This is a genomic window from Streptomyces sp. NPDC004065 (assembly GCF_044903565.1).
Classification (GTDB): domain Bacteria; phylum Actinomycetota; class Actinomycetes; order Streptomycetales; family Streptomycetaceae; genus Streptomyces.
The window spans coordinates 54,359-78,244 of sequence record NZ_JBJDQT010000019.1; the positions used below are offsets into that span (position 1 = coordinate 54,359).

22 protein-coding genes are annotated in these 23,886 nt (G+C 73.3%); 17 read left to right on the forward strand and 5 right to left on the reverse strand.

Annotation, left to right across the window (positions count from 1 at the left end):
* Window positions 1–68: 68 nt before the first annotated feature.
* The gene (locus tag ACI2LW_RS20525) at window positions 69–401 is read right to left on the reverse strand and encodes a hypothetical protein (protein WP_404732632.1); all 333 of its coding nucleotides are present in this window, start codon (window positions 399–401) and stop codon (window positions 69–71) included.
* A gap of 278 nt (window positions 402–679) precedes the next feature.
* On the opposite strand from ACI2LW_RS20525, the gene ACI2LW_RS20530 reads away from it, so the two are divergent.
* The 9 genes from ACI2LW_RS20530 (at window position 680) to ACI2LW_RS20570 (ending at window position 10,594) form a co-directional block, all read left to right on the forward strand.
* On the forward strand, window positions 680–874 hold the full coding sequence (locus tag ACI2LW_RS20530; RefSeq protein ID WP_404732633.1) for a hypothetical protein: 195 nt from the start codon (window positions 680–682) through the stop codon (window positions 872–874).
* Window positions 875–1,128: 254 nt separating this feature from the next.
* On the forward strand, window positions 1,129–1,419 hold the full coding sequence (gene tatA / locus ACI2LW_RS20535; RefSeq protein ID WP_391598916.1) for a Sec-independent protein translocase subunit TatA: 291 nt from the start codon (window positions 1,129–1,131) through the stop codon (window positions 1,417–1,419).
* 93 nt (window positions 1,420–1,512) lie between these two features.
* Complete coding sequence (tatC, locus tag ACI2LW_RS20540) at window positions 1,513–2,412, forward strand: twin-arginine translocase subunit TatC (protein WP_404732634.1); 900 nt, start codon at window positions 1,513–1,515, stop codon at window positions 2,410–2,412.
* Between the two features lie 98 nt (window positions 2,413–2,510).
* Window positions 2,511–5,363, forward strand: coding sequence for a DEAD/DEAH box helicase (locus ACI2LW_RS20545; protein ID WP_404732719.1), 2,853 nt, complete (start codon window positions 2,511–2,513; stop codon window positions 5,361–5,363).
* A gap of 486 nt (window positions 5,364–5,849) precedes the next feature.
* Window positions 5,850–7,463, forward strand: a complete 1,614-nt coding sequence (locus tag ACI2LW_RS20550) for an ATP-binding protein (protein WP_404732635.1) — start codon at window positions 5,850–5,852, stop codon at window positions 7,461–7,463.
* Window positions 7,460–7,867 (forward strand): roadblock/LC7 domain-containing protein, encoded by a 408-nt coding sequence (locus tag ACI2LW_RS20555; RefSeq protein WP_404732636.1) that lies wholly within the window; start codon window positions 7,460–7,462, stop codon window positions 7,865–7,867. Before ACI2LW_RS20550 ends, ACI2LW_RS20555 begins: the two co-directional genes overlap by 4 nt.
* Entirely contained in the window at window positions 7,864–8,271 is a 408-nt protein-coding gene (locus ACI2LW_RS20560; RefSeq protein WP_404732637.1) for a DUF742 domain-containing protein, read from the forward strand. The genes ACI2LW_RS20555 and ACI2LW_RS20560 overlap by 4 nt, the downstream gene beginning before the upstream one ends.
* On the forward strand, window positions 8,252–8,872 hold the full coding sequence (locus tag ACI2LW_RS20565) for a GTP-binding protein (protein WP_404732638.1): 621 nt from the start codon (window positions 8,252–8,254) through the stop codon (window positions 8,870–8,872). Before ACI2LW_RS20560 ends, ACI2LW_RS20565 begins: the two co-directional genes overlap by 20 nt.
* 165 nt (window positions 8,873–9,037) lie before the next feature.
* Window positions 9,038–10,594 carry a cytochrome P450 gene (locus tag ACI2LW_RS20570; RefSeq protein ID WP_404732639.1) on the forward strand — a complete coding sequence of 519 codons (1,557 nt, stop codon included), beginning with the start codon at window positions 9,038–9,040 and terminating at the stop codon, window positions 10,592–10,594.
* Window positions 10,595–10,667: 73 nt separating this feature from the next.
* Here the strand turns inward: ACI2LW_RS20570 and ACI2LW_RS20575 are convergent, their stop codons facing one another.
* Window positions 10,668–11,618 (reverse strand): pseudouridine synthase, encoded by a 951-nt coding sequence (locus ACI2LW_RS20575; RefSeq protein WP_404732640.1) that lies wholly within the window; start codon window positions 11,616–11,618, stop codon window positions 10,668–10,670.
* Between the two features lie 134 nt (window positions 11,619–11,752).
* Here ACI2LW_RS20575 and ACI2LW_RS20580 point away from each other — a divergent pair, with 134 nt between their 5' ends.
* The 3 genes from ACI2LW_RS20580 (at window position 11,753) to ACI2LW_RS20590 (ending at window position 14,497) form a co-directional block, all read left to right on the forward strand.
* Window positions 11,753–12,400: a PadR family transcriptional regulator gene (locus ACI2LW_RS20580; protein WP_404732641.1), complete on the forward strand. Its 648-nt coding sequence runs from the start codon at window positions 11,753–11,755 to the stop codon at window positions 12,398–12,400.
* Window positions 12,401–12,629: 229 nt separating this feature from the next.
* Complete coding sequence (locus tag ACI2LW_RS20585) at window positions 12,630–13,724, forward strand: ABC transporter ATP-binding protein (RefSeq protein ID WP_404732642.1); 1,095 nt, start codon at window positions 12,630–12,632, stop codon at window positions 13,722–13,724.
* Window positions 13,721–14,497 (forward strand): ABC transporter permease, encoded by a 777-nt coding sequence (locus ACI2LW_RS20590; protein ID WP_404732643.1) that lies wholly within the window; start codon window positions 13,721–13,723, stop codon window positions 14,495–14,497. The genes ACI2LW_RS20585 and ACI2LW_RS20590 overlap by 4 nt, the downstream gene beginning before the upstream one ends.
* A gap of 352 nt (window positions 14,498–14,849) precedes the next feature.
* Here the strand turns inward: ACI2LW_RS20590 and ACI2LW_RS20595 are convergent, their stop codons facing one another.
* Both ACI2LW_RS20595 and ACI2LW_RS20600 read right to left on the reverse strand, forming a co-directional pair.
* Window positions 14,850–15,695 carry a siderophore-interacting protein gene (locus ACI2LW_RS20595; RefSeq protein WP_404732644.1) on the reverse strand — a complete coding sequence of 282 codons (846 nt, stop codon included), beginning with the start codon at window positions 15,693–15,695 and terminating at the stop codon, window positions 14,850–14,852.
* A gap of 118 nt (window positions 15,696–15,813) precedes the next feature.
* Window positions 15,814–16,743, reverse strand: coding sequence for a 5'-3' exonuclease H3TH domain-containing protein (locus ACI2LW_RS20600; RefSeq protein WP_404732720.1), 930 nt, complete (start codon window positions 16,741–16,743; stop codon window positions 15,814–15,816).
* 193 nt (window positions 16,744–16,936) lie between these two features.
* Between ACI2LW_RS20600 and ACI2LW_RS20605 the strand changes: the two genes are divergently transcribed.
* From ACI2LW_RS20605 to ACI2LW_RS20620, 4 genes are all read left to right on the forward strand, one after another.
* Window positions 16,937–18,022 (forward strand): glycine betaine/L-proline ABC transporter ATP-binding protein, encoded by a 1,086-nt coding sequence (locus ACI2LW_RS20605; protein WP_404732645.1) that lies wholly within the window; start codon window positions 16,937–16,939, stop codon window positions 18,020–18,022.
* Entirely contained in the window at window positions 18,015–19,841 is a 1,827-nt protein-coding gene (locus ACI2LW_RS20610; protein WP_404732646.1) for an ABC transporter permease/substrate binding protein, read from the forward strand. Before ACI2LW_RS20605 ends, ACI2LW_RS20610 begins: the two co-directional genes overlap by 8 nt.
* 566 nt (window positions 19,842–20,407) lie before the next feature.
* The gene (locus tag ACI2LW_RS20615) at window positions 20,408–20,974 is read left to right on the forward strand and encodes a helix-turn-helix domain-containing protein (RefSeq protein ID WP_404732647.1); all 567 of its coding nucleotides are present in this window, start codon (window positions 20,408–20,410) and stop codon (window positions 20,972–20,974) included.
* The gene (locus ACI2LW_RS20620) at window positions 20,974–21,750 is read left to right on the forward strand and encodes a helical backbone metal receptor (RefSeq protein WP_404732648.1); all 777 of its coding nucleotides are present in this window, start codon (window positions 20,974–20,976) and stop codon (window positions 21,748–21,750) included. The genes ACI2LW_RS20615 and ACI2LW_RS20620 overlap by 1 nt, the downstream gene beginning before the upstream one ends.
* On the opposite strand, the gene ACI2LW_RS20625 is transcribed toward ACI2LW_RS20620, so the two are convergent.
* Window positions 21,662–22,858, reverse strand: a complete 1,197-nt coding sequence (locus ACI2LW_RS20625; protein WP_404732649.1) for a TDT family transporter — start codon at window positions 22,856–22,858, stop codon at window positions 21,662–21,664. The two genes, ACI2LW_RS20620 and ACI2LW_RS20625, sit on opposite strands and share 89 nt — an antisense overlap.
* Before the next feature lie 70 nt (window positions 22,859–22,928).
* Here ACI2LW_RS20625 and ACI2LW_RS20630 point away from each other — a divergent pair, with 70 nt between their 5' ends.
* Window positions 22,929–23,879, forward strand: coding sequence for a LysR family transcriptional regulator (locus ACI2LW_RS20630; RefSeq protein ID WP_404732650.1), 951 nt, complete (start codon window positions 22,929–22,931; stop codon window positions 23,877–23,879).
* The last annotated feature ends 7 nt before the right edge of the window (window positions 23,880–23,886 follow it).

Here is a 23,886-nt window from a genome sequence, read left to right on the forward strand (position 1 = left end):
CCGCCCGGAAAAGCGGAAGGCCGGGCCACGTCGCCGTGACCCGGCCCCCCGAGCGCTGTGCCGACGGGTCAGCAGTGGCCGCCCTTGGCGGAGGAGAAGGTCATGGGCTTGTTGTACACCACCGTGTGGCCCTTGGCGCCCGCGCCCACCGTGGCACACCACTTGTTGTTGAACAGGGCGTTGGTGGTGCCGGCGATGGCGGACCTCACATTGCAGGTGTTGTGGTAGTAGATGGTGTAGGTGGCGCTGCCGTCCCCCCAGGAGTAGTTGAAGCAGCCCACGCTGCCGCGGTGGACGGAGGCGGCCGACATGGTGGCGGCGCTCGCCGGGGTGACGGCCGCGAGGCCGAGGAGGGCCGCGGAGCCGGCGGCGACGAGACCGATGCGGTGCCTGGATTTCATGTTTCCCCCTGCGTACGGAGAGTGGTCGGGGGAGCCGGGACACGCGGTGGCCGGCCGCTGGTCGGCAGCCGTACTTGTCCGTGGTCCCTCAATCCCCCGTGGTCGGCGTAGATCTTAAACGAAGATCGGCACGCGTCACCAAGACCGCTCATCACCGCGAAGTCCGCCCTCTCGGCGGCGGATACGGGCCGCCGGCCCCCGCCTCGCACGCCCTGCGGGACCGGCCGCCGGCCCCCGCCCCGCACGGCCCCGGCCGGGGACCGTCTAGGCTCAGGGCCATGGTGTGGCCGATGCTCGCGGTAGCCGCGGGGTTTGTGGGACTTGCGGTCCTCGGTGTGCTGGCGGTCCGGGTCTTCCTCGAGGCGCAACGCCTCGGCAGGCAGGTGTCGGACTCGGCGCGGCGTATCAGCAGGGCGGCGGAGGACCTGGAACGGGCGGCGGTGAGCGCGACGAGGGCGGCCGGCACCCGGTGAGCCGGCCCGGGAACTTCCGGGCGGTTCCGGACGTCGTCCACAGGGGTGCCCGGGCCTGTACCCGTGGTCTCGCGGCTGGGTACGCTCTATGCGCGGCCCGGGACACGAGGCACGGTCCGCGCGCACGAGTCCACGTGGGGATGGTCTCGTGTTCATCCCCGGGCGATACGATCGCTGTCAGCATGATGGCCAGCCCCCTGCCCGTGCCCTCGGGCAGGAACCGCCGCCCCGCCTCAGTGAGAAGGTGAAGACCGATGTTCCGCAACGCACTCGAGCCGTGGCACCTGGTGCTGCTGATTGTCGTGATCGTCCTCGTTTTCGGCTCCAAGAAGCTTCCCGACATGGCGCGCTCGCTCGGCAAGTCCGCACGCATCCTGAAGAGCGAGGCCAAGGCCATGAAGAGCGACGGCAAGGCGGAGTCCGCTTCCGCCCAGCCGGAGCAGGAGCAGCCCCAGCAGGCGCAGCGCACGATTCAGGCATCCCCCGGTGACGTGACCAGCTCCCGGCCGGTCAGCGAGCCGACGAACACGACGACCCAGCGCTGACGCGAGGACCGGCACCCGCCGGTCCACTGCACGAGATGAGGAAGTGGGTTGCTCAAGCCTGCCCTTAAGAAGGAGAGGGATCCCGAGGGGCGCATGCCGCTCGCGGACCACTTGCGTGAGCTGCGCAACCGGCTTGCGAAGGGTGTCCTGGCGATCCTCGTCGTGACAGTGGTGGCGGCCTTCTACTACAAGGACATCACCGACTTCGTCACCGCGCCGGTCCTCGACTCCATCGGGTGCCCCCAGTCCTTCGGTCAGCTCGCCAAGACCAAGGACGCCCACTGCGCGCATCTCACGGTCAACGGCCTGCTGGCGCCGTTCACGCTGGCCCTGAAGGTCGCGCTGACCACCGGCGTCGTCCTGGCGTCGCCGGTGTGGCTCTACCAGCTGTGGGCGTTCGTGGCCCCCGGCCTGCACCGCAACGAGAAGAAGTACGCCTACGCCTTCGTGGGCTTCGGCTTCCCGCTCTTCCTGGCCGGCGGCTACCTCGCCTACAACGTGCTGCCGACGACGGCGCGGTTCATGATCGACCTGACGCCCAGCGGCGCCGAGAACCTGCTGCCCCTGGACGACCTGCTCGACCTGAGCATCCGCATGGTCGTCGTCTTCGGCCTCGCCTTCGAGATGCCGCTGCTGCTGATCATGCTCAACCTCACCGGCATCCTGTCCGGCCGGCGCATGCTCGGCTGGTGGCGCGGCATGGTCGTCGGCATCGCCGCCTTCGCGGCCGTGGCCACGCCCAGCCCCGACCCGGGCACGATGCTGGCACTGGCGGCGCCGATCTGGGGACTGTTCTTCGTCGCCGTGGCGTTCTCCCTGTTCAACGACCGCCGCAGGCGCCGGCGTGAGGGGACGGGCCTGTCCGACGACGAGGCCTCCGACCTGGACCTCACGCCCGAGGCCATCGGCGAGATCGAGCCGGTCGGCGCGGCCGGCCCGCTGCCGGAGCAGTCGGGTCCGGAACGGGTCAACGGCTACGACGACGTGACCTGAGCCACCCCGGCCCACGGCCGGCCGCACGCCCCGCGAGCGGCCGGCCGTCCCGGGTCCGGAGCAGGGCAGGAACACCCCTGCCGGGCCCGATGCGGATATTGATCGTCCTGTTGTCAGCGCGGCCCGGTACGCTCGAAAGCACGATGACTCAGGACCTCTCACCGGCCGAGCGGTACGCGGCAGCGCGCAGGCGAGCTGCCGAGCAGGCCACCGCGCTCGCGGGCTTCCGCGAGATGTACGACTTCGGCCTCGACCCCTTCCAGATCGAGGCCTGCCGGGCGCTCGAGGCGGGGAAGGGCGTGCTGGTCGCCGCGCCCACCGGCTCCGGCAAGACCATCGTGGGCGAGTTCGCCGTCCACCTCGCCCTGCAGCAGGGCAAGAAGTGCTTCTACACCACGCCCATCAAGGCGCTGTCCAACCAGAAGTACTCCGACCTGTGCCGCCGCTACGGCAGCGACAAGGTGGGCCTGCTCACCGGCGACAACAGCCTCAACAGCGACGCCCCGGTGGTCGTGATGACCACCGAGGTGCTGCGCAACATGCTGTACGCCGGCTCCCAGACCCTGCTCGGCCTCGGCTATGTGGTGATGGACGAGGTGCACTACCTCTCCGACCGGTTCCGCGGCGCGGTCTGGGAGGAAGTGATCATCCACCTGCCGGAGTCGGTGACCCTGGTGTCGCTGTCGGCGACCGTGTCCAACGCCGAGGAGTTCGGCGACTGGCTCGACACGGTCCGCGGCGACACCGAGGTGATCGTCTCCGAGCACCGGCCGGTGCCGCTGTTCCAGCACGTGCTGGCCGGGCGGCGGATGTACGACCTGTTCGAGGAGGGCGAGGGCCACCGCAAGGCCGTCAACCCCGACCTGGTGCGCATGGCCCGCATGGAGGCCAGCCGCCCCTCGTACCTGGACCGCAGGCGCGGCCGGACCATGCGCGAGGCCGACCGCGAGCGCGAGCGCAGACAGCGCTCCCGGGTCTGGACACCGGGCCGCCCGGAGGTCATCGAGCGGCTCGACGCCGAGGGCCTGCTGCCCGCGATCACCTTCATCTTCAGCCGGGCCGCCTGCGAGGCCGCCGTCCAGCAGTGCCTGTACGCGGGGCTCCGGCTCAACGACGAGGAGGCCCGGGAGCGGGTCCGCGCGCTGGTCGAGGAGCGCACCGCCGCCATCCCGCCCGAGGACCTGCACGTACTGGGCTACTACGAGTGGCTGGAGGGCCTCGAGCGCGGCATCGCCGCCCACCACGCGGGCATGCTGCCGACCTTCAAGGAGGTCGTCGAGGAGCTGTTCGTGCGCGGGCTGGTCAAGGCGGTCTTCGCCACCGAGACCCTCGCGCTCGGCATCAACATGCCCGCCCGCTCGGTGGTGCTGGAAAAGCTCGTCAAGTGGAACGGCGAGCAGCACGCCGACATCACCCCCGGCGAGTACACTCAGCTCACCGGCCGGGCCGGGCGCCGCGGCATCGATGTCGAGGGCCACGCGGTGGTGCTGTGGCAGCGCGGCATGAACCCCGAGCAGGTGGCGGGGCTGGCCGGCACGCGCACCTACCCGCTGCGCTCCAGCTTCAAGCCGTCGTACAACATGGCGGTCAACCTGGTCGAGCAGTTCGGCCGGCACCGCTCCCGCGAGCTGCTGGAGACCTCCTTCGCCCAGTTCCAGGCCGACAAGTCGGTGGTCGGCATCTCCCGGCAGGTGCAGCGCAACGAGGAGGGCCTGGAGGGCTACAAGCAGTCCATGACCTGCCACCTCGGCGACTTCGAGGAGTACGCGCGGCTGCGCCGGGAGCTGAAGGACCGCGAGACCGAACTGGCCCGCCAGGGCGCCGCCCAGCGCCGCGCCGAGGCCGCCGTCGCGCTGGAGCGGCTCAAGCCCGGCGACGTCATCCACGTGCCCACCGGCAAGTACGCCGGCCTGGCACTGGTCCTGGACCCGGGGCTGCCCGCGGGCCGGTCCAACGGCCACCGCGGCTTGGAGCAGCACGACGGGCCGCGCCCGTTGGTGCTGACCGCCGAACGGCAGGTCAAGCGGCTGGCGGCGATCGACTTCCCGGTCCCGGTCGAACCGCTGGAGCGGATGCGCATCCCGAAGTCCTTCAACCCCCGCTCCCCGCAGTCCCGCCGGGACCTGGCCTCCGCGCTGCGCACCAAGGCCGGGCACATCCCGCCGGAGCGGCACCGCAAGCGCCGCTCGCAGGCGGCCGACGACCGTGAGATCGCCCGGCTGCGCGCCGCGCTGCGCGCCCACCCGTGCCACGGGTGCAACGACCGCGAGGACCACGCCCGCTGGGCCGAGCGCTACCACCGGCTGCTGCGCGACACCCGGCAGCTGGAGCACCGCATCGAGGGCCGTACGAACACCATCGCCCGCACCTTCGACCGGATCGTGGCGCTGCTCACCGAACTCGACTACCTGCGCGGCAACGAGGTGACCGAGCACGGCAAGCGGCTCGCCCGGCTCTACGGCGAACTCGACCTGCTGGCCAGCGAATGCCTGCGCGAGCGGGTCTGGGAGGGTCTCGCCCCGGCCGAACTGGCCGCCTGCGTCTCGGCGCTGGTCTACGAGTCCCGGGTGGGCGACGACGCCATGGCGCCCAAGCTGCCCTCGGGCAAGGCCAGGGCCGCGCTCGGCGAGATGGTGCGCATCTGGGGCCGGCTGGACGCCCTGGAGGAGGAGTTCCGCATCAACCAGACCGAGGGCGTGGGCCAGCGCGAGCCCGACCTCGGCTTCGCCTGGGCCGCCTACATGTGGGCCTCGGGCAAGGGACTGGACGAGGTGCTGCGCGAGGCGGACATGCCGGCGGGCGACTTCGTGCGCTGGTGCAAGCAGGTGATCGACGTCCTCGGACAGATCGGCGCCGCCGCCCCCGCGGAGGGCTCCACGGTCGCCAGGAACGCCCGCAAGGCCGTCGACGGACTGCTGCGCGGCGTGGTCGCCTACTCCTCCGTCGGCTGACGGCACGCCAGACCGACCGCATGCCCGACTGACGGCACGCCAGACCGACCGCACGCCCGGCCGGCGGCACGCCAGACCGACCGCACGCCCGGCCGGTGGCGCGCCCGGCCGGCGGCACGCCGAGAGCGGCCCCCACCCTGTGCTCAAGGGCGGGGGCCGCTTCGTGTCACGGGCGGACCGGCCGTGGAGCTCGCGGTCACCCGTCACAGTCAGTCACGGTCGTACAGGCGTACGCCGTGACGTTCCGTGTTCGAACGGAGTCGCAGCGTGCAAGCGACAGGAGCGTACTCCTGTCACAGGGGTCGTTTCAGGTGCTTGCCGAATATGACATGGCGATGATCCGGCCGGACTAGGCTCGCCCGCGGCGCACCGAGTTGAGGTGGATCGTGCGCCTGTTCCCAAAAGCCGGGTAGATCCCGTCAGTTCCCTGGCATACCCCTCGCAAGCTGCCCCGAACCCCCAGCCGATTCGTCTCAGAGGGCTTACATGGTGAGTGTTCAACCGCCCCCCAGTGGCCGTGAACTTCCCTACACACGCGTGCTGTTGCTGCCCGCCACGGTGATGGCGGCGGCCGCCGGAGCCGCCGTCGCCCTGGTGCCGGAACCGGCACGCCTCGCCGTCGCCTGCTGCGGCGCCGTCGCCACCCTGCTCGTGTGCGCCACGGCCGCCGAAGCGGTGCGCCGGGGGCGGCTCCTCCGCGACCAGCGGGCCGAGCACGCCCGTCACAGCGCGTACCTGGAGCGGCGCCTGGCCGACCACGACGCGGAGATCACCCGTCTAGGAACGGAGATCATCCCCACGGCGGTGCAGTACCTGCGCGCCAACAACACCCCCCAGGAGGTGATGCGCGACATCATCGACGCCGACCCGGACTGGCGGCGGATCCCCGAGTCGCAGCGCTCGGTGGTCTGGATGATCCTCAAGATCGTGGACCGCGAGGAGGTCCTGCGCGACTCCACCCAGCGCTCCTTCGTCAGCCTCGCCCGGCGGGTCCAGGCGATCGTGCACCAGCAGGCCAAGGAACTCAGGGAGATGGAGGAGGACCACGGCCGCAGCCCGGAGGTCTTCGACGACCTGCTGCGCATCGACCACGGCACCGCGCTGATCGGACGCCTCGCCGACTCCATCTCCGTCATCGGCGGCGGCCGCCCCGGCCGTCAGTGGCCCAACCCGGTCACCCTGTACAGCGTGCTGCGCGGCGCGATGTCCCGGATCCTCGACTACCGCCGCGTCGAACTGCACTCCATCGCCAAGGTCAACATCAAGGGCACCGACGTGGAGCCCGTCATCCACGCGGCGGCCGAACTGCTGGACAACGCCGCCCGTTACTCCCCGCCGCAGACCAAGGTGCACGTCACCGCCGTCGAGGTGCAGAGCGGCGTCGCCATCGAGATCGAGGACGGCGGCGTCAGCCTCACCGAGGAGGCCCGGGCCCGGATCGAGTACCTGCTGGAGCAGGCCAAGGCCGGCGTCGACATGCAGGAGCTGGGCGAGAGCCCCCGCCTGGGTCTCGCGGTCGTGGGCCGGCTGTGCACGACGTACAAGATGCAGGTCTCGCTGCGGGCCTCGGCCTACGGCGGGGTCCGCGCGGTCCTCGTGGTGCCCAGCAACATGATGACCACCGATCCGGCTCCGGGCCTCGCCCACGGCATCGGCGCCACCTCCATCCCCAGGCCCGGTGAGGACGCGGTGGAGGGCCCCAAGCGCGCCCCCAAGCGACGCCGCCCGACCAGCCCGCGCATCCCCGCCCCGGTGCCCGCGGACGACGACGTCCCCGAGGTCACCGAGTGGACCGCCAACGGGCTGCCGCAGCGCCGCAGCCGCGTCAAGACCCCGCTCAGCCAGCGCATCGCCGAACAGGTCGCCGCCGAGCGCGCCGAGCAGGAGGGCCGCTCCCCGTGGGGCACGCCCGAGCCCGAGCCGGCGCCCGCCGAGAAGGAGCCCGAGCCCGGACTGTGGGTCGAGGCCTTCTGGGACGGACTGAAGAAGGACAATCCCGGCCCCGATCCGACCGCCTTCACCCAGAACCCGACCGCTTTCACCCACCTGATCGAGAAGCCGGCCCGCGCCGAGGCCGACGACGAGGGGGACGTCAAGTGATCCAGCAGCGAGCCAACTTCGACTGGATGCTCAAGGAGCTCCACGACGGCGTACCGGGCATCGAGATGATCGTCGTCCTCTCGGCCGACGGCCTGCGCATCGCCCGCTACGGCGGCGATCCGGACGCCGCCGACCGGGTCGCCGCGGCCTGCGCCGGACTGCAGAGCCTGGCCGGCGCCGTGGCCGTGGAGATCCCGGACAGCGACGGCCGGATGAAGCTGGTCATCATCGAGATCAACGGTGGCTACTTCTATCTGATGTCCGCCGGTGCCAACGCCTACCTGGCGGTGCTCGCGGACATCCGGACCGAGCCCGGACTGATGAGCGCCCGGATGCGCGACCTGGTGGTCCGCATCGGCGCCCATCTGACCAGTCCGCCGCGGCGCAACGGGCAGACCGTATGACTCCTCCGCGACGCCAGAGGCGCTACCCCGCACACGAACCGACGCCCCCGCCCAGGCCCGCCAAGGAGGGCGAGGAGAAGAACCCCGAGCGGCTGTACGTGGTCGCCGGTGCGGCCGAGGACGGAGCCCGTGCCGCCGTCGACCTGGTGACCCTGATCGTGGCCCGCGCCGACCCGCCCCCGTCCGCGACCCCCGAGCAGGCGGCACTGCTGCGGCTGTGCACCGCCCCCCTGTCCGTGGCCGAGCTGTCGGCCTACCTCAACCTGCCGTTCAGCGCGATGACGGTCCTGATCACGGAGCTGCTGACGGCCGAACTGGTGCAGGCGCGCGCGCCGATCGTCCGCCAGGCGGTACCCGACCGTTCCCTCCTCGAAGCGGTGATGCATGGACTTCAACGGCTCTGACACCCTCTCCGGCCCGCGGACCGGGGACCACCTGCCGCACTCGGCCCAGGCCGCGGCGAAGATCGTGATCGTCGGCGGCTTCGGGGTCGGCAAGACCACCATGGTCGGCTCGGTCAGCGAGATCAGGCCGCTGACCACCGAGGAGACCATGACGCAGGCCGGTATCGGAATCGACGACAACTACGGTTCGGAGTCCAAGACGGCCACCACCGTGGCCATGGACTTCGGCCGGATCAGCATCTCCGACCAGCTCGTGCTGTACCTCTTCGGCACCCCGGGCCAGCAGCGCTTCTGGTTCCTGTGGAACGGGCTGTTCGAGGGCGCCCTGGGCGCGGTCGTCCTGGTCGACACCCGCCGGCTGGAGGTCAGCTTCGACGTCATGGGGCGCCTGGAGGAGCGCGGCGTGCCCTTCGTGGTGGCCGTCAACTCCTTCCCGGACGCGCCCCGTTACCCGATGTCGGAGCTGCGTACGGCACTCGACCTGGCGGAGGAGATCCCGATGGTCGAGTGCGACGTGCGCCGCCGGGCCTCCAGCCGGGACGTGCTGCTGACCCTGATGCGGTTCCTGCACTCCCTCGCCATGGCGGGTTCGCGCGGCTGACCGGCGGCGAGCCGCCCGCGCGCCTCGCCGCCCCGCCCGCGCTCTCCTTCAGCCTCTTCCTCCTCCGTCCGTCCGTCTTCTCCGTCCGTCTCCTCCGTCCGTCCGTCTTCCCCGTCCGTCTCCTCCGTCCGTCAAGAACGTCCATCCGTCCCGAAAGCGACCGCTGTGACGCCTGAATCCCACCCCCTGACCGGTCCGGACGACCTCACCCTCGACCCGCCCCCCGGCTGCCCCGCGCACGGCACCGGGCCCGGCGGGCTGCACCGGCTCCACCAGGCGCGGGACCTCGAAGCGCTGTACGAGGACCTCCGCGAGCGCTACGGCCCGGTGGCTCCGGTGCTGCTGCACGACGACGTGCCGATGTGGGTGGTCCTCGGGCACGCCGAGAACCTGCACATGGTGCGCACTCCCTCGCAGTACACGCGGGACAGCCGCATCTGGACCCCGCTGCGGGAGGGCATGGTCAAACCGGACCACCCGCTCATGCCGCACATCGCCTGGCAGCCGATCTGCTCGCACGCCGAGGGCGACGAGCACAAGCGGCTGCGCGGCGCGGTCACCGGCGCCATGGCCACCATCGACCACCGCGGTCTGCGCCGGCACATCGGCCGGGCCACCCAGCGCCTGGTCAACCGGTTCTGCGAGAGCGGCCGCGCCGACCTCGTGGACCAGTTCGCCGAGCATCTGCCGATGGCGGTGATGTGCCACGTCCTGGGCATGCCCGAGGAGTACAACGACCGGATCGTGCACGCCGCCCGCGACATGCTGAAGGGCACCGAGACGGCCATCGCGAGCAACGAGTACATCATGGGCTGCCTGCTGCGGCTGGCCGCCCGCCGCCGTCAGCGGCCCGAGGACGACTTCACCAGCCACCTCATCAACCACCCGGCCGGGCTGACCGACGACGAGATCGGCCAGCACCTGCGCGTGGTGCTCATCGCCGCCTACGAGGCCACCGCCAACCTCCTGGCCAACACCATCCGCCGGGTGCTCACCGAGCCCGGTTTCCGCGCCCAGCTCAACGGCGGCCAGATGACGGTGCCGGAGGCGGTCGAGCAGTCCCTGTGGGACGAGCCCCCGTTCAGCACCGTGCTCGGCTACTTCGCCAAACAGGACACCGAACTCGGCGGCCAGCGCATCCGGCGGGGCGACGGGCTGCTGTTCGGCGTCGCGCCGGGCAACGTGGACCCGCGGGTGCGGCCCGACCCGAAGGCCGACATGCAGGGCAACCGTTCCCACCTCGCCTTCGGCGGCGGACCGCACGAGTGCCCCGGCCAGGACATCGGGCGGGCCATCGCCGACGTCGGCGTCGACGCGCTGCTGATGCGGTTGCCCGACATCCGGCTCGACTGCGACGAACAGATGCTGCGCCGCACGGAGTCGATCGCCTCACGGCATCTGATGGAGCTTCCGGTGCGGTTCACCCCGCGGCCGCAGCAGGACGAGACGGCGGCGCCCAGCCACACGCCGGTGCCGATGCCGCGGCAGCGCATCTCCTTCGACGTCGGCCCCGTACCGCCGCGCACCGTACCGGTCGATGAGCCCGCCGAGGCACCGCGGCGGTGGGACGGCGCCGCGTCCGAGCCGCCGCAGGCCGGGGCCGGGGCCGGGGCCGCGGACGCGGATGTCGCGGCGCGCGCCCCGCGGGCCGGGCGGGCCGCCGGGACGGGCCGCCCGCGGGGGGCCTGGCAGCGCCTGCTGCGGTGGTGGCGCGGCCACTGACCGGCCTGGCTACCTGCCGGCCTGGCTACGGCCGGCCCGGTGGCCGTCCGGCCCCGGCTACCGGCCGCACCGGCTACCGACCGGCCCAGTCCGGATACGACGCCCAGGCCCCGAGCACCCGGCCACTGCGGAAGCGGTGCTCGGCCCCGGTGACCGGATCGGTGAACTCCAGCGTGCGCGCCAGCAGTTGCAGCGGACGCCGGAACTCACCGGCCGGCTCCGGGCCGGCCACCACCGGGTAGAGCGGGTCGCCCAGGATCGGCACGCCCAGGGCGTTCATGTGCACCCGCAGCTGGTGGGTCTGCCCGGTCTCGGGCACCAGCCGGTACCGGGCGAGGCCGTCCGCGCGGTGCTCGGCCACCCGGACGCGGGTGACGGCGTTCGGCTCGCCCGGCACCTCGCGGGCGGCCAGGACCCCGCGCTCCTTCACGATCCGGCTGCGCACGGTGCGCTCCGCGGCGAGCGCGGGGTCGTACGGCGCGACAGCCTCGTATTCCTTGCGCACCCGCCGGTCGCGGAACAGCGTCTGGTACGCGCCGCGCTCCTCGGGCCGCACCGTGAACAGCACCAGCCCCGCGGTGAGGCGGTCCAGCCGGTGCGCCGCGGAGAGGGCCGGCAGGCGCAGCTCCCGCCGTAGCCGCGCGAGCGCCGTCTCGGCGATGTGCGCGCCGCGCGGGGTCGTGGCGAGGAAGTGCGGCTTGTCCGCGACGACCAGGTGCTCGTCGCGGTGCACGACTTCGAGCGGGAACGGCACCGGCACCTCCTCGGGCAGCTCCCGGTGGAACCAGAGGTACATCCCCGGCTCGTACGCCGTCCCGGCCGCCACCGCGCGGCCGTCGGCCCCGACGATCCGCCCCTGCGCCAGCATGGCCTCGACCACTCCGGGACCCGCCCCCGACAGCCGCTCCACCAGGTGCTCGCCCACGGTGGCCCACGGTCCGGCGGCGGGCAGCCGCACCCGCACGGGATCCACCCCGTGCCGCTGCGGCAGGGGGGAGGGCGGGGCGGGGGTCCTGCGTCTCATCGGGCACAGCCTACGGCTCGCCGTCCACCGCGCGACACGATACATCGCGAGGGTTGACGGTGCGTCGGAGTCGCGATATGTTCGGCCGCGAGTATTCGGAGTCGAAGTCGTGCAGGGGACGTAGGGGGGCGACGATGGCGGCCAGGCGCCGCAGGCCGGGCAATCCGCTCGCGCTGACGGTCATGACCACGCTGTGGCAGAAGCCGATGCACCCCTACGAGATCGCCCAGACCCTGCGCCGGCAGGGCAAGGACGCCAGCACGAAGGTCAATTACGGCTCGCTCTACACCGTGGTGCAGAACCTCGAGAAGTACGGCTTCGTCGAGGTCGTCGACGTGGAGCGGCGGGGCAACCGTCCCGAGCGCACGATCTACGCCCTCACCGAGGCCGGACGGGAGGAGATGACGCGGTGGCTGTCGGACCTCGTCGCCGTCCCGGCCAAGGAGTACCCGATCTTCGAGACCGCGCTGTCGCTGCTGGGCGCCCTGCCCCCGGACGACGTGGTGCGGCTGCTGGAGGACCGGCTGGCCGCCCTGGAGGTCCAGCTGGCGGGCGGGCGGGCGGTGCTGGAGAAGTGCTACGAGACGCTGCCGCGGCTGTTCCTGGTCGAGGTCGAGTACCAGTTGCACATGCTCGCGGCCCAGGCGGAGTGGGTCCGCGGCTTCGTCCGGGACATCCGCGACGGCTCCCTGCCCGAGGTCGAGGGCTGGCGGCGGTTCCACGAGACGGGGGAGTTCCCCCCGGAGCTGAAGGAGATCGAGCAGCGCCACTTCCGCACGTGACATCCCAGTGAAGCCGGGAGCGACATCCCGGTGAAAGAAGACCCCGGCAGGACTGTTGCAGCAGTCCCGCCAGGGTCTCGAACCCCGAACCGGAATCCACCGTGAGGCTTCCTCCGGGCACATCGAGGTGCGGCACACCCAGAATAGCCCGGGGCTCCCCGCGTGGATCCGTCGCGGATCACCCGTGATCCGTGTCGATCATTCGTCGGACATGCAGCAGGAGAGCTCCATGACGAGCGGTACGAGCAGTACGAGCAGTACGAGCAGTACGAGCAGTACGCGCGGTACGAGCGGTACCCGTGCGCCCGCGGTCGAGGCGCGTCAGTTGGTCAAGACCTATCCCGGCGGAGTCACCGCGCTCAGCGGCATGGACATCACCGTCGAGCCGGGCACCGTGTTCGGGCTGCTCGGCCCGAACGGCGCCGGCAAGTCCACCACCGTCAAGATCCTCACCACCCTCGCCCGCCCCGACTCCGGCTCGGCGACGGTGGCCGGCCACGACGTGCTGCGCCACCCGGACCGGGTGCGCCGCGCGATCGGCGTGGTCGCGCAGAACTCCGGCGCCGACCCCGTGGCCACCGGCCGGGAGAACCTGCGGCTGCAGGGCCGGCTCTACGGGGTGAGGGGCGCCGCGCTGGACCGCCGGGTCGACGAACTGCTGGAGCGGTTCCGTCTGTCCGACGCCGCCCGGCGCCCGGTCAAGGGCTACTCCGGCGGTATGCGCCGGCGCCTGGACGTGGCCCTCGGGCTGGTGCACCGGCCCGAGGTGCTCTTCCTCGACGAGCCCACCACCGGGCTCGATCCGGAGGCCCGCGGCGCGATGTGGGACGAGATCGGCAGGCTGGCCGGCGAGGAGGGCCTGACGATCCTGCTCACCACGCACTACCTCGAGGAGGCCGACCGGCTCGCCGGGCGCGTCGCGATCGTCGACCGCGGCCGGGTCGTCGTCGAGGGCACCCCGGACGCCCTCAAGGGCGAGCTGCGCGGCGACGCGGTCCACCTGGAGCTGCGCGAACCCGTGGGCGAGTCCGGCCGTACGCCGCTGACCGGGGCCCTGGGCGCGCTGCCCGGAGTGCACGAGGCACTGGTCGACGGGCGACGGATCAGCGCCCGCGCCGACGACGGCGCCGCCGCCGTGCCCGCGCTGCTCGCGGCCCTCGAACGCGCCGGAGTCGCCGTGTCCGCCGCGACCGTGGCCCGCCCCTCCCTCGACGACGTCTACCTCCGCTACGCCGGACGCCGTTACGCGGAGGCCGAGGCCGCCGCCGCGGCGGACGCGGCCGGCGCCACCGGTGACCTCGCTTTGGCGGGGGGTGCCCGATGAGCGCGGCGATCACCCAGACCTGGTACATGACGCAGCGGCACCTCATGGTGTTCGCCCGCCAGCCCGCGTACGCGGTCATCACCCTCATCCAGCCGGTGATCTGGCTGTTCCTGTTCGGCAGCCTGTTCCGGAAGGTCGTCGAGCTGGGCGGCTTCGGCACCACCTCCTACCTCGACTACCTGGTCCCGGGCGTGGTGGTGATGAGCGCGCTCAGCGCCAACCTGTGGGCCGGCATGGGCACGCTGGAGGAGATCCAGCGCGGCACCCTCAACCGGTTCCTGACCACCCCGGCCAGCCGCGCCGCCCTGATGAACGGCAACGTGGTCAACAACGGCCTGGTCACCGCCCTGCAGTCGGTGGTCATCGTGCTGCTCGGCCTGCTGGGCGGCGCCGACTACCCCGGCGGCGCCGGGGGCGTCGCGGTCCTCGTGCTCGCCTCCGTGCTGCTCGGCACGGTGTTCGGGGCGCTGTCCAACGCGCTCGGGATGCTGGTGCGGGAGCGGGAGTCGATCATCGGGATCAACACCTTCCTGCTGCTGCCGCTCACCTTCCTGTCCTCCGCCTTCATGGCACCGGCGCAGATGCCGTCCTGGATGCGGCACATCGCCGACTTCAACCCGGTCGACTGGGCCATGCTGGCGGGCCGTTCGGCGATGTCCGCGCACCCCGACTGGGGCGTCGTGGCCGGCCGCGGCGGCGCGCTGCTGGCCCTGGCGGTGGCCGCGGTGTGGCTGTCGATCAGAACTTTCCGCGCCTACCAGCGATCCGTCTGACCACCGGCGCACGGCGGCCGCCCGCGCCATCCGGCCGGCGGCCGCCCGCGGGATACGCCCCGCGGGCGGCCGCCGTCCGGTGACAGGGGTGTGGCGGCGGCTGTGTCCAGTGACACCGGTGGGGGCGGCGGCCGTTGCGCGGTGTCGGTGTCGGTGTCGGTGTCGGTGTCGGTGTCGGTGGCGGCCGGCCCGGGCGGGGTCTGGTCCGGGTGGCTGCCGTTGTGCGGCGCCGGCCGGCCCTGGCGCGGGCGGGTGTCCGGGCGGGGTTCGGGCGGCGCGGCAGCGACCGGCGCCGCCCGGTACGCCGGACCGGCGGCGCCCCGACGGGTGCCGCCGCTCCTCCGTGCCTGTCTCACGCGGCCGGGGCCGAGCCCTCCTGCTCCGCCTCGATGCGTGCGTTCCACTCCCGCTTGGAGGCCTGCCAGCCGTCCTCGTCGTGCCCCAGCCGCCAGTAGCCGGAGATCGACAGGTCCTCGCGCGGGATCCCCCGCTCGACCCGCAGCAGCCGGCGCAGCTCCTTCACGAAACCGGCCTCGCCGTGCACGAACGCGTGCACCCGGCCCTCGGGGAACTCCAGCGCCCGCACGGCCTCCACCAGCGCCTGGCCGACCGGCCGCCCGCCGCGGTGCAGCCAGACCACCGGCACCGGGGAGTCGATCTTCTGCTCCTCCTCGGGGCCGGACACCTCGACGAAGACATGCGCCCTGGCGCCCTCGGGCAGCGCCTCGAGGGAGCGGGCGATCGCGGGCAGCGCGCTCTCGTCGCCCGCCAGCAGATGCCAGTCGGCGCCCGGGTCCGGGGCGTAGGCGCCGCCGGGGCCGAAGAACCGCACCGTCTCGCCGGGCTCGGCCAGCAGCGACCAGGGGCCGGCCAGACCCTCGTCGCCGTGCACCACGAAGTCCAGGGTCAGCTCGCGGTGCTCGGGGTCCCAGGCGCGCACGGTGTAGGTCCGCGTCACCGGCCACTGCTCGCGCGGGAACTCCTGGCGGACGCGGTCCAGGTCGAAGGGCTCGGGGTAGGCGACCCCCTCGGCCGGGAAGAGCAGCTTGACGTAGTGGTCCGTGCAGGTGTCGGCCGAGAAGCCGGCCAGCCCCTCGCCGCCGAGCACCACGCGCTGCATGTGCGGGGTCAGCCGCTCGGTGCGGACGACCCGCGCGGAGTGCACCCTCCGCGGCTTGCGCGCCGGACGTTCTGCCATGGCGGCCTCCCTCATCCCCATGCTTAGGGTTACCTAACCTAGCATCTCCGTCCGGTCGGCGACTCCCCGGCCGGCCTCCCTCCGGGGCATGCCCCGGGTGGCGCGGCGAGGGGCCCGGTCACTCCGCCAGCGTGGTGAGCAGCCGCCGCAGGGAGCCGCCCAGGCCCCAGCGCCCGGCCAGCTCCTCCAGCGCCGCCGGATCGCGCGGGGCGCGCGGCAGCGCGGTGTCGACCGGGGGCAGCGGGACGTCCGCGGCCACCCGGACGACCTTCGGCGCCACCGCGAGATACGGCCGCGCCTCCGCCAGCCGCCTGCGCTGCGCCGGCGTCAGCTTGGACTTCGGGTCGTCGACCGCCGCCAGGATCCCCGCCAGGTCGCCGAACGCGGCGAGCAGCCTGGCCGCCGTCTTCTCCCCGATGCCCGGCACCCCCGGCAGTCCGTCGCTCGGGTCGCCGCGCAGCAGCGCCAGGTCCGCGTACCCGCTGCCGTCGACCCCATACTTCTCCCGCAGCACCGCCTCGTCGGTGGTCTGCAGCGTGCCCACGCCCTTGACCGGGTACAGCACCCGCACCCCGCGCGCGTCGTCCACCAGCTGGTACAGGTCCCGGTCCCCGGTGACGATGTCGACCGGGCCGGCCGCGCGGGCGGTGAAGGCGCCGATCACGTCGTCCGCCTCGTAGCCCGCCACGCCCACGCGCGCGATGCCGACCGCGTCGAGGACCGCCTCGATGACCGGCACCTGCGGGGACAGGGTGTCCGGCACCTCCTCCTCGTCCGGACCCGCCTCGTGCTCCTCGGCCACGCGGTGCGCCTTGTAGGACGGGATCAGCTCCACCCGCCACTTCGGCCGCCAGTCCGCGTCCATGCAGGCCACCAGGTGGTCGGGGCGGTGGTCGCGGACCAGCCGGTCGATGAAGTCGAGCAGCCCGCGCACCGCGTTCACCGGGGTGCCGTCCGGGGCCCTGACCGACTCCGGGACGCCGAAGTAGGCACGGAAGTACAGGGAGGCGGTGTCGAGCAGCATCAGTCGTCCGGTCACGCCTCGCATCATGCCGTACCCCACCGACAGTGGTCCCGCGCGCAACGAGTTGCGGTCTGCGCGCCCCGGGTGAGCCGTCCCACGTGTCCGTTTGCCCCGTGCAAAGGTGGGCAGGGGCCGCTCGGCCCGTAGGTGACCGCGTCGTTCAGCTGCTGGTTTTCCCCTCGGGCCGCCGCCATGCCCCCGACGGAGAGAGGTACGTGTGTCAGCCATGCTCGAGGCCGAGCACCTGTACAAGGTGTTCGGCAGACGCCCGGACGAAGCGGTGGACAGACTCCGGCAGGGCGCCGGCCGCGAGGAACTGCGCGCCGACGGCGCCACCGCCGCCGTGATCGACGCCTGTCTCACCGTGGAACGGGGCCGCATCTTCGTCGTCATGGGGCTGTCCGGCTCCGGCAAGTCCACCCTGCTGCGGATGCTCAACGGGCTGCTGGAGCCCACCGCGGGCCGGGTCCGCTTCGACGGCCAGGACCTGACCGCGCTCACCGGCCGCGAACTGCGCGAGGTCCGCGCGCGCAGGATCAGCATGGTCTTCCAGCACTTCGCGCTCTTCCCGCACCGCAGCGTCCGGGAGAACGCCGCCTACGGCCTGGAAGTGCAGGGCGTGCCCCGCGCCGAGCGCGAACGCCGCGCCGACGAGGCGCTCGCCCTGTGCGGCCTGGCCGGCTGGGAGAAGTCCTGGCCCGACGAGCTCTCCGGCGGCATGCAGCAGCGCGTGGGCCTCGCCCGTGCCCTGGCCACCGACGCCGACCTGCTGCTGATGGACGAGTCCTTCAGCGCCCTGGACCCGCTGATCCGCCGGGACATGCAGGACCAGCTGCTCCAGCTGCAGCAGACCCTGCGGAAGACCATCGTCTTCATCACCCACGACCTGAACGAGGCCATGCGCCTGGGCGACCGCATCGCCGTCATGCGCGACGGCCGCATCGTGCAGACCGGCACCGCCGAGGACATCCTGCTGCGCCCGGCCGACGACTACGTCGCCTCCTTCATCCAGGACGTGGACCGCTCCCGGGTGCTGACGGCCGGCGCCGTCATGGACACCTCGGTCACCGGCGACGGGCCCGGCTGCGGCTGCGAGACCGCCCGCCCGGAGACGCCCTTCGCCGAGCTGTGCGCGATCAGCGCCCGGCTGTCCCACCCCGTCGCGGTCGTCGGGGACGGCGACCGGCTGCTGGGGGTGGTGCCCCGGCAGCGGCTGGTGGGCTTCCTCGGCGACGAGACGGGCGGCCCCCGCCCCTGCGACCGGCCGGGCGACGCCGCCAAGGAGGTGAGCGCCCGTGCCTAGGCTGCACCTCGGCGACTGGGTCGACTCCGGCGTCGACTGGCTCCTCGCCCATCTCTCCTGGCTCTTCGACGCGGTCCGGGCCGTGGTGGAGGGCATGTACGACGGCCTCGACACCGTCCTCACCGCCCCCGAGCCCCTGCTGCTCGCCGGCATCCTCGCGGTGCTCGCCTGGTGGCTGCGCGGCCTGGCCGGCGGCGTCCTCGCCTTCGCCGGGTTCGCCCTCGTCGACTCCCTCGGCCTGTGGGACCGGGCCATGTCCACCCTGGCCCTGGTGCTGGTCGCCACCCTCATCGCGCTGGTGATCTCGATACCGCTCGGCATCTGGGCGGCCCGCTCCCGGGCGGTCAGCGCCGCCGTACGGCCCGTCCTGGACCTGCTCCAGACCATGCCGTCGATGGTGCTGCTGATCCCGGCCATCCTCTTCTTCGGCCTGGGCACCTCCGCCGGGGTCGTCGCCACCCTGATCTTCGCGCTGGCCCCCGGTGTCCGCATGACCGAGCTGGGCATCCGCCAGGTGGACGCGGATCTGGTCGAGGCCGCCGAGGCGTTCGGCACCAGCCCACGCGACACCCTGCTGCGCGTCCAGCTGCCCCTGGCCCTGCCGACGATCATGGCCGGCGTCAACCAGGTGATCATGCTGGGTCTGTCCATGGTCGTGATCGCCGGCATGGTCGGCACCGGCGGCCTGGGCGGAGCGGTCAACGAGGCCATCGGACAGCTCGACATCGGCTTCGGCTTCGAGGCGGGCGTCGGCATCGTCGTCCTCGCCATCTACCTGGACCGGGTCACCGGCGCCCTCGGCACCCGGCTGTCGCCGCTGGGCCGCCGGGCCGCCGCCCGGACCCCCGCCGGCGCCGGCGCCCGGCTGTGGGCCCACCGCCCGCGCCCGGCGGTCGCGGTCGTCGGCGTGGTCGTCCTCGCCCTGGTCGCCGGCGGCATGGGCCTGTTCGGCCCGGTCTCCGGCAGCAACGAGGCGTCCGGCTCCGACATCGGCAAGGGCAAGCACATCAGGATCGGCTACATCCCCTGGGACGAGGGCATCGCCTCCACCTTCCTGTGGAAGGAGCTGCTGGAGCGCCGCGGCTTCGAGGTCACCACCACCCAGTACGCGGCGGGACCGCTGTACACCGGCCTGGCCACCGGCCAGGTCGACTTCCAGACGGACGCCTGGCTGCCCACCACCCACGCCGAGTACTGGAAGAAGTACGGCGACCGGCTCGACGACCTCGGCAAGTGGTACGGCCCCACCTCCCTGGAGCTGACCGTCCCGTCGTACGTCAAGGACGTTAACTCGCTGGCGGACCTCAAGGCGCACGCCTCCGAGTTCGGCGGGAGGATCGTCGGCATCGAGCCGAGCGCGGGCATGATGGGCATGCTCAAGGACAAGGTCCTCAAGCAGTACGGCCTCGAGGGCGCCTACCGGGTCGTCGACGGCTCGACCCCCGCCATGCTGGCCGAACTCCAGCGGGCGTACGCCAGGAAGCAGCCCGTGGTGGTCACCCTGTGGTCCCCGCACTGGGCGTACAGCGAGTACGGCCTGAAGAAGCTGAAGGACCCCAAGGGCGCCTGGGGGACCGGCGACGGCGTGCACGCTCTGGCCCGCAAGGGCTTCGCCGCCGACAACCCCGAGGCCGGCGCCTGGCTCAAGGACTTCTCGATGACCGAGAAGCAGCTCACCGGCCTGGAGGCGCAGATCCAGAAGGCCGGCAAGGGCAAGGAGCAGCAGGCCGTGCGCACCTGGCTGAAGCACAACCCGGGCCTGGCCGACAAGTGGGCGCCGGCCGGCGGGCAGGGCGTGAGCAGTCAGGCGGCGGGATGACCTGACCGGCCCGGCCGCCGCCCGAGAGGCGCGGGCGCGGCCCGAGGGCTGGGCGCCCGAGGGGTCGGCCCGAGGGGTCGGCCCGAGGGGTGGGCACCGCCGCACGCGCCGACGGCGCGCGCCGGTGGAGCCCACCCCTGTCGCGTCCCGGGTGTGCGCCTCATGCGCCGGGCATGCGCCTACGAAAAGGTTCCGGCCAACCACGGAGTGCGACGGCCGCCCGCCGCCGTGCCGGGCCCGCCGCCCGGAACCCGTCCCGTGGCCGGCTCCGTGCGGGCGGCCGGCGGGCCGCCTCACGAGCGGTGATCCCCGCGCCGTCGCGCCCCCGCGGCGGACGGTCGCGCACGCGATCGGGCCGTACGGGAAGCCCTCTCCCGGCAGGTGCGCAAGACTGATGCACTGGCGCGAACCATGAGGTCGGCCGCGCGCGAACCTGACAGGGATGTGACGGCCGCGTGAAACGGTTTGCCGAACATGCGTAGGGTGCAGAGAAGTCATCAGGAGAGGTGCGCCCGGACGCGGGGGCAGGACCGGCCAAGCGACGAGCGAAGGAGGGAGCCGGAGCGATGGGCGACAACAAAGAGCAGCCGCTGCGGGTGGGCGCGGCCGTACGGCGGCGGCGTCGCGCGCTGGACCTCACCCTCGCCGTCGTGGCCGAGCGCAGCGGCCTGTCGGTCCCCTTCCTGAGCCAGGTCGAGAACGACCGGGCCCGTCCCAGCAGGAGCTCCCTGGAGAAGGTCGCCGACGCCCTGCGCACCACCGCGGTGGAACTGCTGGCGGCGGCCGACCCGGCGTGCAGCGTCGACGTCGTGCGGGCCGAGCTGACCGAGCCGGGGCCCGAGCCCCGGGTGCGCTCCCTGGTCCGCGGCCACCATCAGCTGCACGCCTCGGAGTTCACCGGCGACCACGACGCGGGCCGCGAGTTCCAGCACCGCAACGACGAGTTGATGTACGTCGCCGACGGCGCCGTGGAGATCGAGGCGGAGGGCCGCGCCTACCGGCTGGCGCGCGGCGACACCATGTACCTGACCGGCGGGGTCCGCCACCGCTGGCGGGCGACGGTGGCCGACACCCGCGTGGTGGTGGTCGCGGTGGCCGAGCACATCGAGGCGGTGCAGGACCGGACCCGCTGATGCGGGTCGTCTCCCTGGTGCCCTCGCTCACCGAGGCGGTGGCGGTGTCGCTGCCCGGCGTCCTGGCCGGTGCCACGGACTGGTGCACCCACCCCGCCGACCTGGACGTCGTCCGCGTCGGCGGCACCAAGAACCCGCGGACGGACCGGATCGCCGCCCTCGCCCCCGATCTGGTCGTCGCCAACGAGGAGGAGAACCGCCCCGCCGACCTGGACGCCCTGCGCGCCGCGGGCCTGGAGGTCCTGGTGACCGAGGTGCGGGACGTGCCGGGCGCCTTCCGGGAGCTGGAACGGGTGCTGGCGGCCTGCGGGGCGACGGACCGCCCGCGGTGGCTGGCGGAGGCGCGGGAGGCGTGGTCCGCGCCGGCCCGGGTCCCCGGGCTCCCCACGACCGCCGGGCAGCCCGTCACCGCCGTGCCCGGCACGGGCGAAGGGCGCCGTCCGGCCGCGGTCGTGCCGATCTGGCGGCGGCCCTGGATGGTGCTGGGCCGGGACACCTTCGCGGGCGACGTGCTGGCCCGCCTCGGCGTGGACCACCTGTACGCGCACCACGCCGAGCGCTATCCGCGCGTCCCGCTCGACGAGCTGCGGGCGGCGGCCCCGGACCTGGTCGTGCTGCCCGACGAGCCCTACCGCTTCACCGCCGGCGACGGGCCCGAGGCGTTCCCCGGGCTGCCGTGCGCGCTGGTCAGCGGGCGGCACCTGACGTGGTACGGACCCTCGCTGGCCGAGGCGCCGCGGGTGCTGGGCGCGGCCCTGCGAGCAGCGCTCCGGTGACCAGCCCGCGGGCGGTGTGCGCGGCCGCGGCGGCCCAGGCGGCGACGAGGACGGCGTACAGCCCGGCCGCGAGCACGCCGTACACCGCGAGGTGGGTGTGCCGGGCCAGGGCCGCGGCACCGGTGACACAGGTGCCGACCGGAAAGGTGAAGGACCACCAGGTCATGGCGAAGCCCATGCCGTGCCGGGCGGCGCGCAGCACATGGGCGGCGGCGAGCAGGAACCACAGCAGGGCGAAGCCCATGACCGGTACGCCGTAGAGCACGGCGAGGACCGTGAACCCCTGGTCGTACGGGGCCGGGACGGTACCCGGGGCCGCGTCGGCGAACGCGCCGACGGCCGTGGTCGACTGCCCGAGCGGCCCGAGCACCAGGAACAGCGTCGGGGTGAGCGCGAGCGGCAGCGGACCGCCCGTGAGCAGCCGGGCGAGGATCACCGGCAGCATGGCCAGCGTCGCCAGCAGGCTCAGCCCGAACATCGCGACACACGCAAGCAGCAGGGTCTGCCGCGCCTGGCCGGCCGGCAGGTGCGGCACCAGGGCGGGTCCGAGCGCGGCCGAGACCATCGGCGCCACCAGCGGCAGCAGCCACACCGGAGTGGCCTGCGCGGGCCCGGCACGGTGGTGCACGGCCATCAGGTACGGCACCGCGACCGCGGCGGCCAGTCCGACGGCCGTACCGGCGGTGAACAGCACGGCGTCGAGGGCCACCGCGGCCCGGGCGCCGATCCAGTCCCGGCCGGCCGTGACCGCGCCGCCGCCGACGGCCAGCAGCGCCATGGACAGACAGCCGTAGAACGGCGCGACGGCCGCGTCGAGGAGATGGGCGCGGGCCTGGTCGCGGTGGTGGGCCCAGTGCAGGGCGCGGGCGCCGAGCAGCGCCACCAGCAGCACCAGGGACAGCGCCCACACCGCGGCGCACACCCCGCGCAGGCCGGGCAGGTGCGGCGGCAGGGCGGCGCCCGCGGTGGCGACGGCGGCGGTGCCCATGACGGCGGCGTACCAGTTCGGCCCGAGGTGGCGGACGGCCGGGACGCGCGGCCGGGGTGGGGACGGAACCCGCGGCCGGGGTGCGGCCGGTGCGGACGGAATACGGGCTGGGATGACCATGGAGTCAGCGTTCCGGCCGCCCTTCGTCCCGGCCAGAGGGTTTGTGTCTATCGGGGCATAAGCTGGCTTTATGACGAGGCCGCGGGAGAGCGAAGAACGACGGCCGGCGGGCGGGTCGCTCGCCCACCGGGTGCCCGACCTGGGCGCGCTGGAGCTGCTGCTGGCCGTGGCACGGCTGGGCAGCCTCGGCGGGGCGGCGCGGGAGCTCGGCATCACCCAGCCGGCGGCCAGCAGCCGGATCCGCTCCATGGAGCGGCAGCTGGGCGTGGCCCTGGTGGACCGCTCACCGCGCGGCTCACGGCTGACGGACGCCGGCGCGCTGGTCACCGACTGGGCGCGGCGGGTGGTGGAGGCGGCCGAGGCCTTCGACGCGGGGGCGCAGGCGCTGCGCGACCGGCGGGACTCGCGGCTGCGGGTGGCGGCGAGCATGACGATCGCGGAGTACCTGCTGCCGGGCTGGCTGATCGCCCTGCGGACGCACCGCCCCGACACGGCGGTGTCGCTGCATGCCGGCAACTCGGCGACGGTGGCCCGGCGGCTGCTGGCCGACGAGGCCGACCTGGGCTTCGTGGAGGGGGTGTCGGTGCCGTCCGGACTGGACTCCGTGGTGATCGCCCACGACCGGCTGGTCGTGGTGACGGCCCCGGCCCACCCGTGGGCCCGCCGCCGGCGCCCACTGGACCCGCAGGAGCTGGCCGCCACCCCGCTCATCCTCCGGGAGACCGGCTCCGGCACCCGGCAGGTGCTGGACGCGGCGCTGGGCGGGCCGGCCCGCCCGCTGATCGAGCTGTCCTCGACCACGGCGGTGAAGGCCGCGGCCGTGAGCGCGGCGGGTCCCGCGGTGCTGAGCGAACTGGCCGTGGGCGAGGAGCTGTCCCTGCGCCGCCTGGTGAGCGTCCCCGTGGCGGGAATGGCCCTGGAACGCGACCTGCGCGCGGTCTGGCCCACGGGCCACCGCCCGGTGGGCCCGGCCCGCGACCTGCTGTCCCTGACCCGCGCCAGGCCGGGCCCGGCCGGCTGAGGAGACC

Bases quoted from the DNA above. Each gene is read 5' to 3' on its own strand.
- ACI2LW_RS20590 (WP_404732643.1), top strand. From the start codon at position 13,721: ATGAGCGCGGCGATCACCCAGACCTGGTACATGACGCAGCGGCACCTC.
- ACI2LW_RS20525 (WP_404732632.1), bottom strand. From the start codon at position 401: ATGAAATCCAGGCACCGCATCGGTCTCGTCGCCGCCGGCTCCGCGGCC.
- ACI2LW_RS20625 (WP_404732649.1), bottom strand. From the start codon at position 22,858: ATGGTCATCCCAGCCCGTATTCCGTCCGCACCGGCCGCACCCCGGCCG.
- ACI2LW_RS20615 (WP_404732647.1), top strand. From the start codon at position 20,408: ATGGGCGACAACAAAGAGCAGCCGCTGCGGGTGGGCGCGGCCGTACGG.
- ACI2LW_RS20585 (WP_404732642.1), top strand. From the start codon at position 12,630: ATGACGAGCGGTACGAGCAGTACGAGCAGTACGAGCAGTACGAGCAGT.
- ACI2LW_RS20595 (WP_404732644.1), bottom strand. From the start codon at position 15,695: ATGGCAGAACGTCCGGCGCGCAAGCCGCGGAGGGTGCACTCCGCGCGG.
- ACI2LW_RS20600 (WP_404732720.1), bottom strand. From the start codon at position 16,743: ATGCGAGGCGTGACCGGACGACTGATGCTGCTCGACACCGCCTCCCTG.
- ACI2LW_RS20530 (WP_404732633.1), top strand. From the start codon at position 680: ATGGTGTGGCCGATGCTCGCGGTAGCCGCGGGGTTTGTGGGACTTGCG.
- ACI2LW_RS20575 (WP_404732640.1), bottom strand. From the start codon at position 11,618: ATGAGACGCAGGACCCCCGCCCCGCCCTCCCCCCTGCCGCAGCGGCAC.
- ACI2LW_RS20565 (WP_404732638.1), top strand. From the start codon at position 8,252: ATGGACTTCAACGGCTCTGACACCCTCTCCGGCCCGCGGACCGGGGAC.
- ACI2LW_RS20580 (WP_404732641.1), top strand. From the start codon at position 11,753: ATGGCGGCCAGGCGCCGCAGGCCGGGCAATCCGCTCGCGCTGACGGTC.
- ACI2LW_RS20550 (WP_404732635.1), top strand. From the start codon at position 5,850: ATGGTGAGTGTTCAACCGCCCCCCAGTGGCCGTGAACTTCCCTACACA.
- tatA (WP_391598916.1), top strand. From the start codon at position 1,129: ATGTTCCGCAACGCACTCGAGCCGTGGCACCTGGTGCTGCTGATTGTC.
- tatC (WP_404732634.1), top strand. From the start codon at position 1,513: ATGCCGCTCGCGGACCACTTGCGTGAGCTGCGCAACCGGCTTGCGAAG.
- ACI2LW_RS20560 (WP_404732637.1), top strand. From the start codon at position 7,864: ATGACTCCTCCGCGACGCCAGAGGCGCTACCCCGCACACGAACCGACG.
- ACI2LW_RS20620 (WP_404732648.1), top strand. From the start codon at position 20,974: ATGCGGGTCGTCTCCCTGGTGCCCTCGCTCACCGAGGCGGTGGCGGTG.
- ACI2LW_RS20630 (WP_404732650.1), top strand. From the start codon at position 22,929: ATGACGAGGCCGCGGGAGAGCGAAGAACGACGGCCGGCGGGCGGGTCG.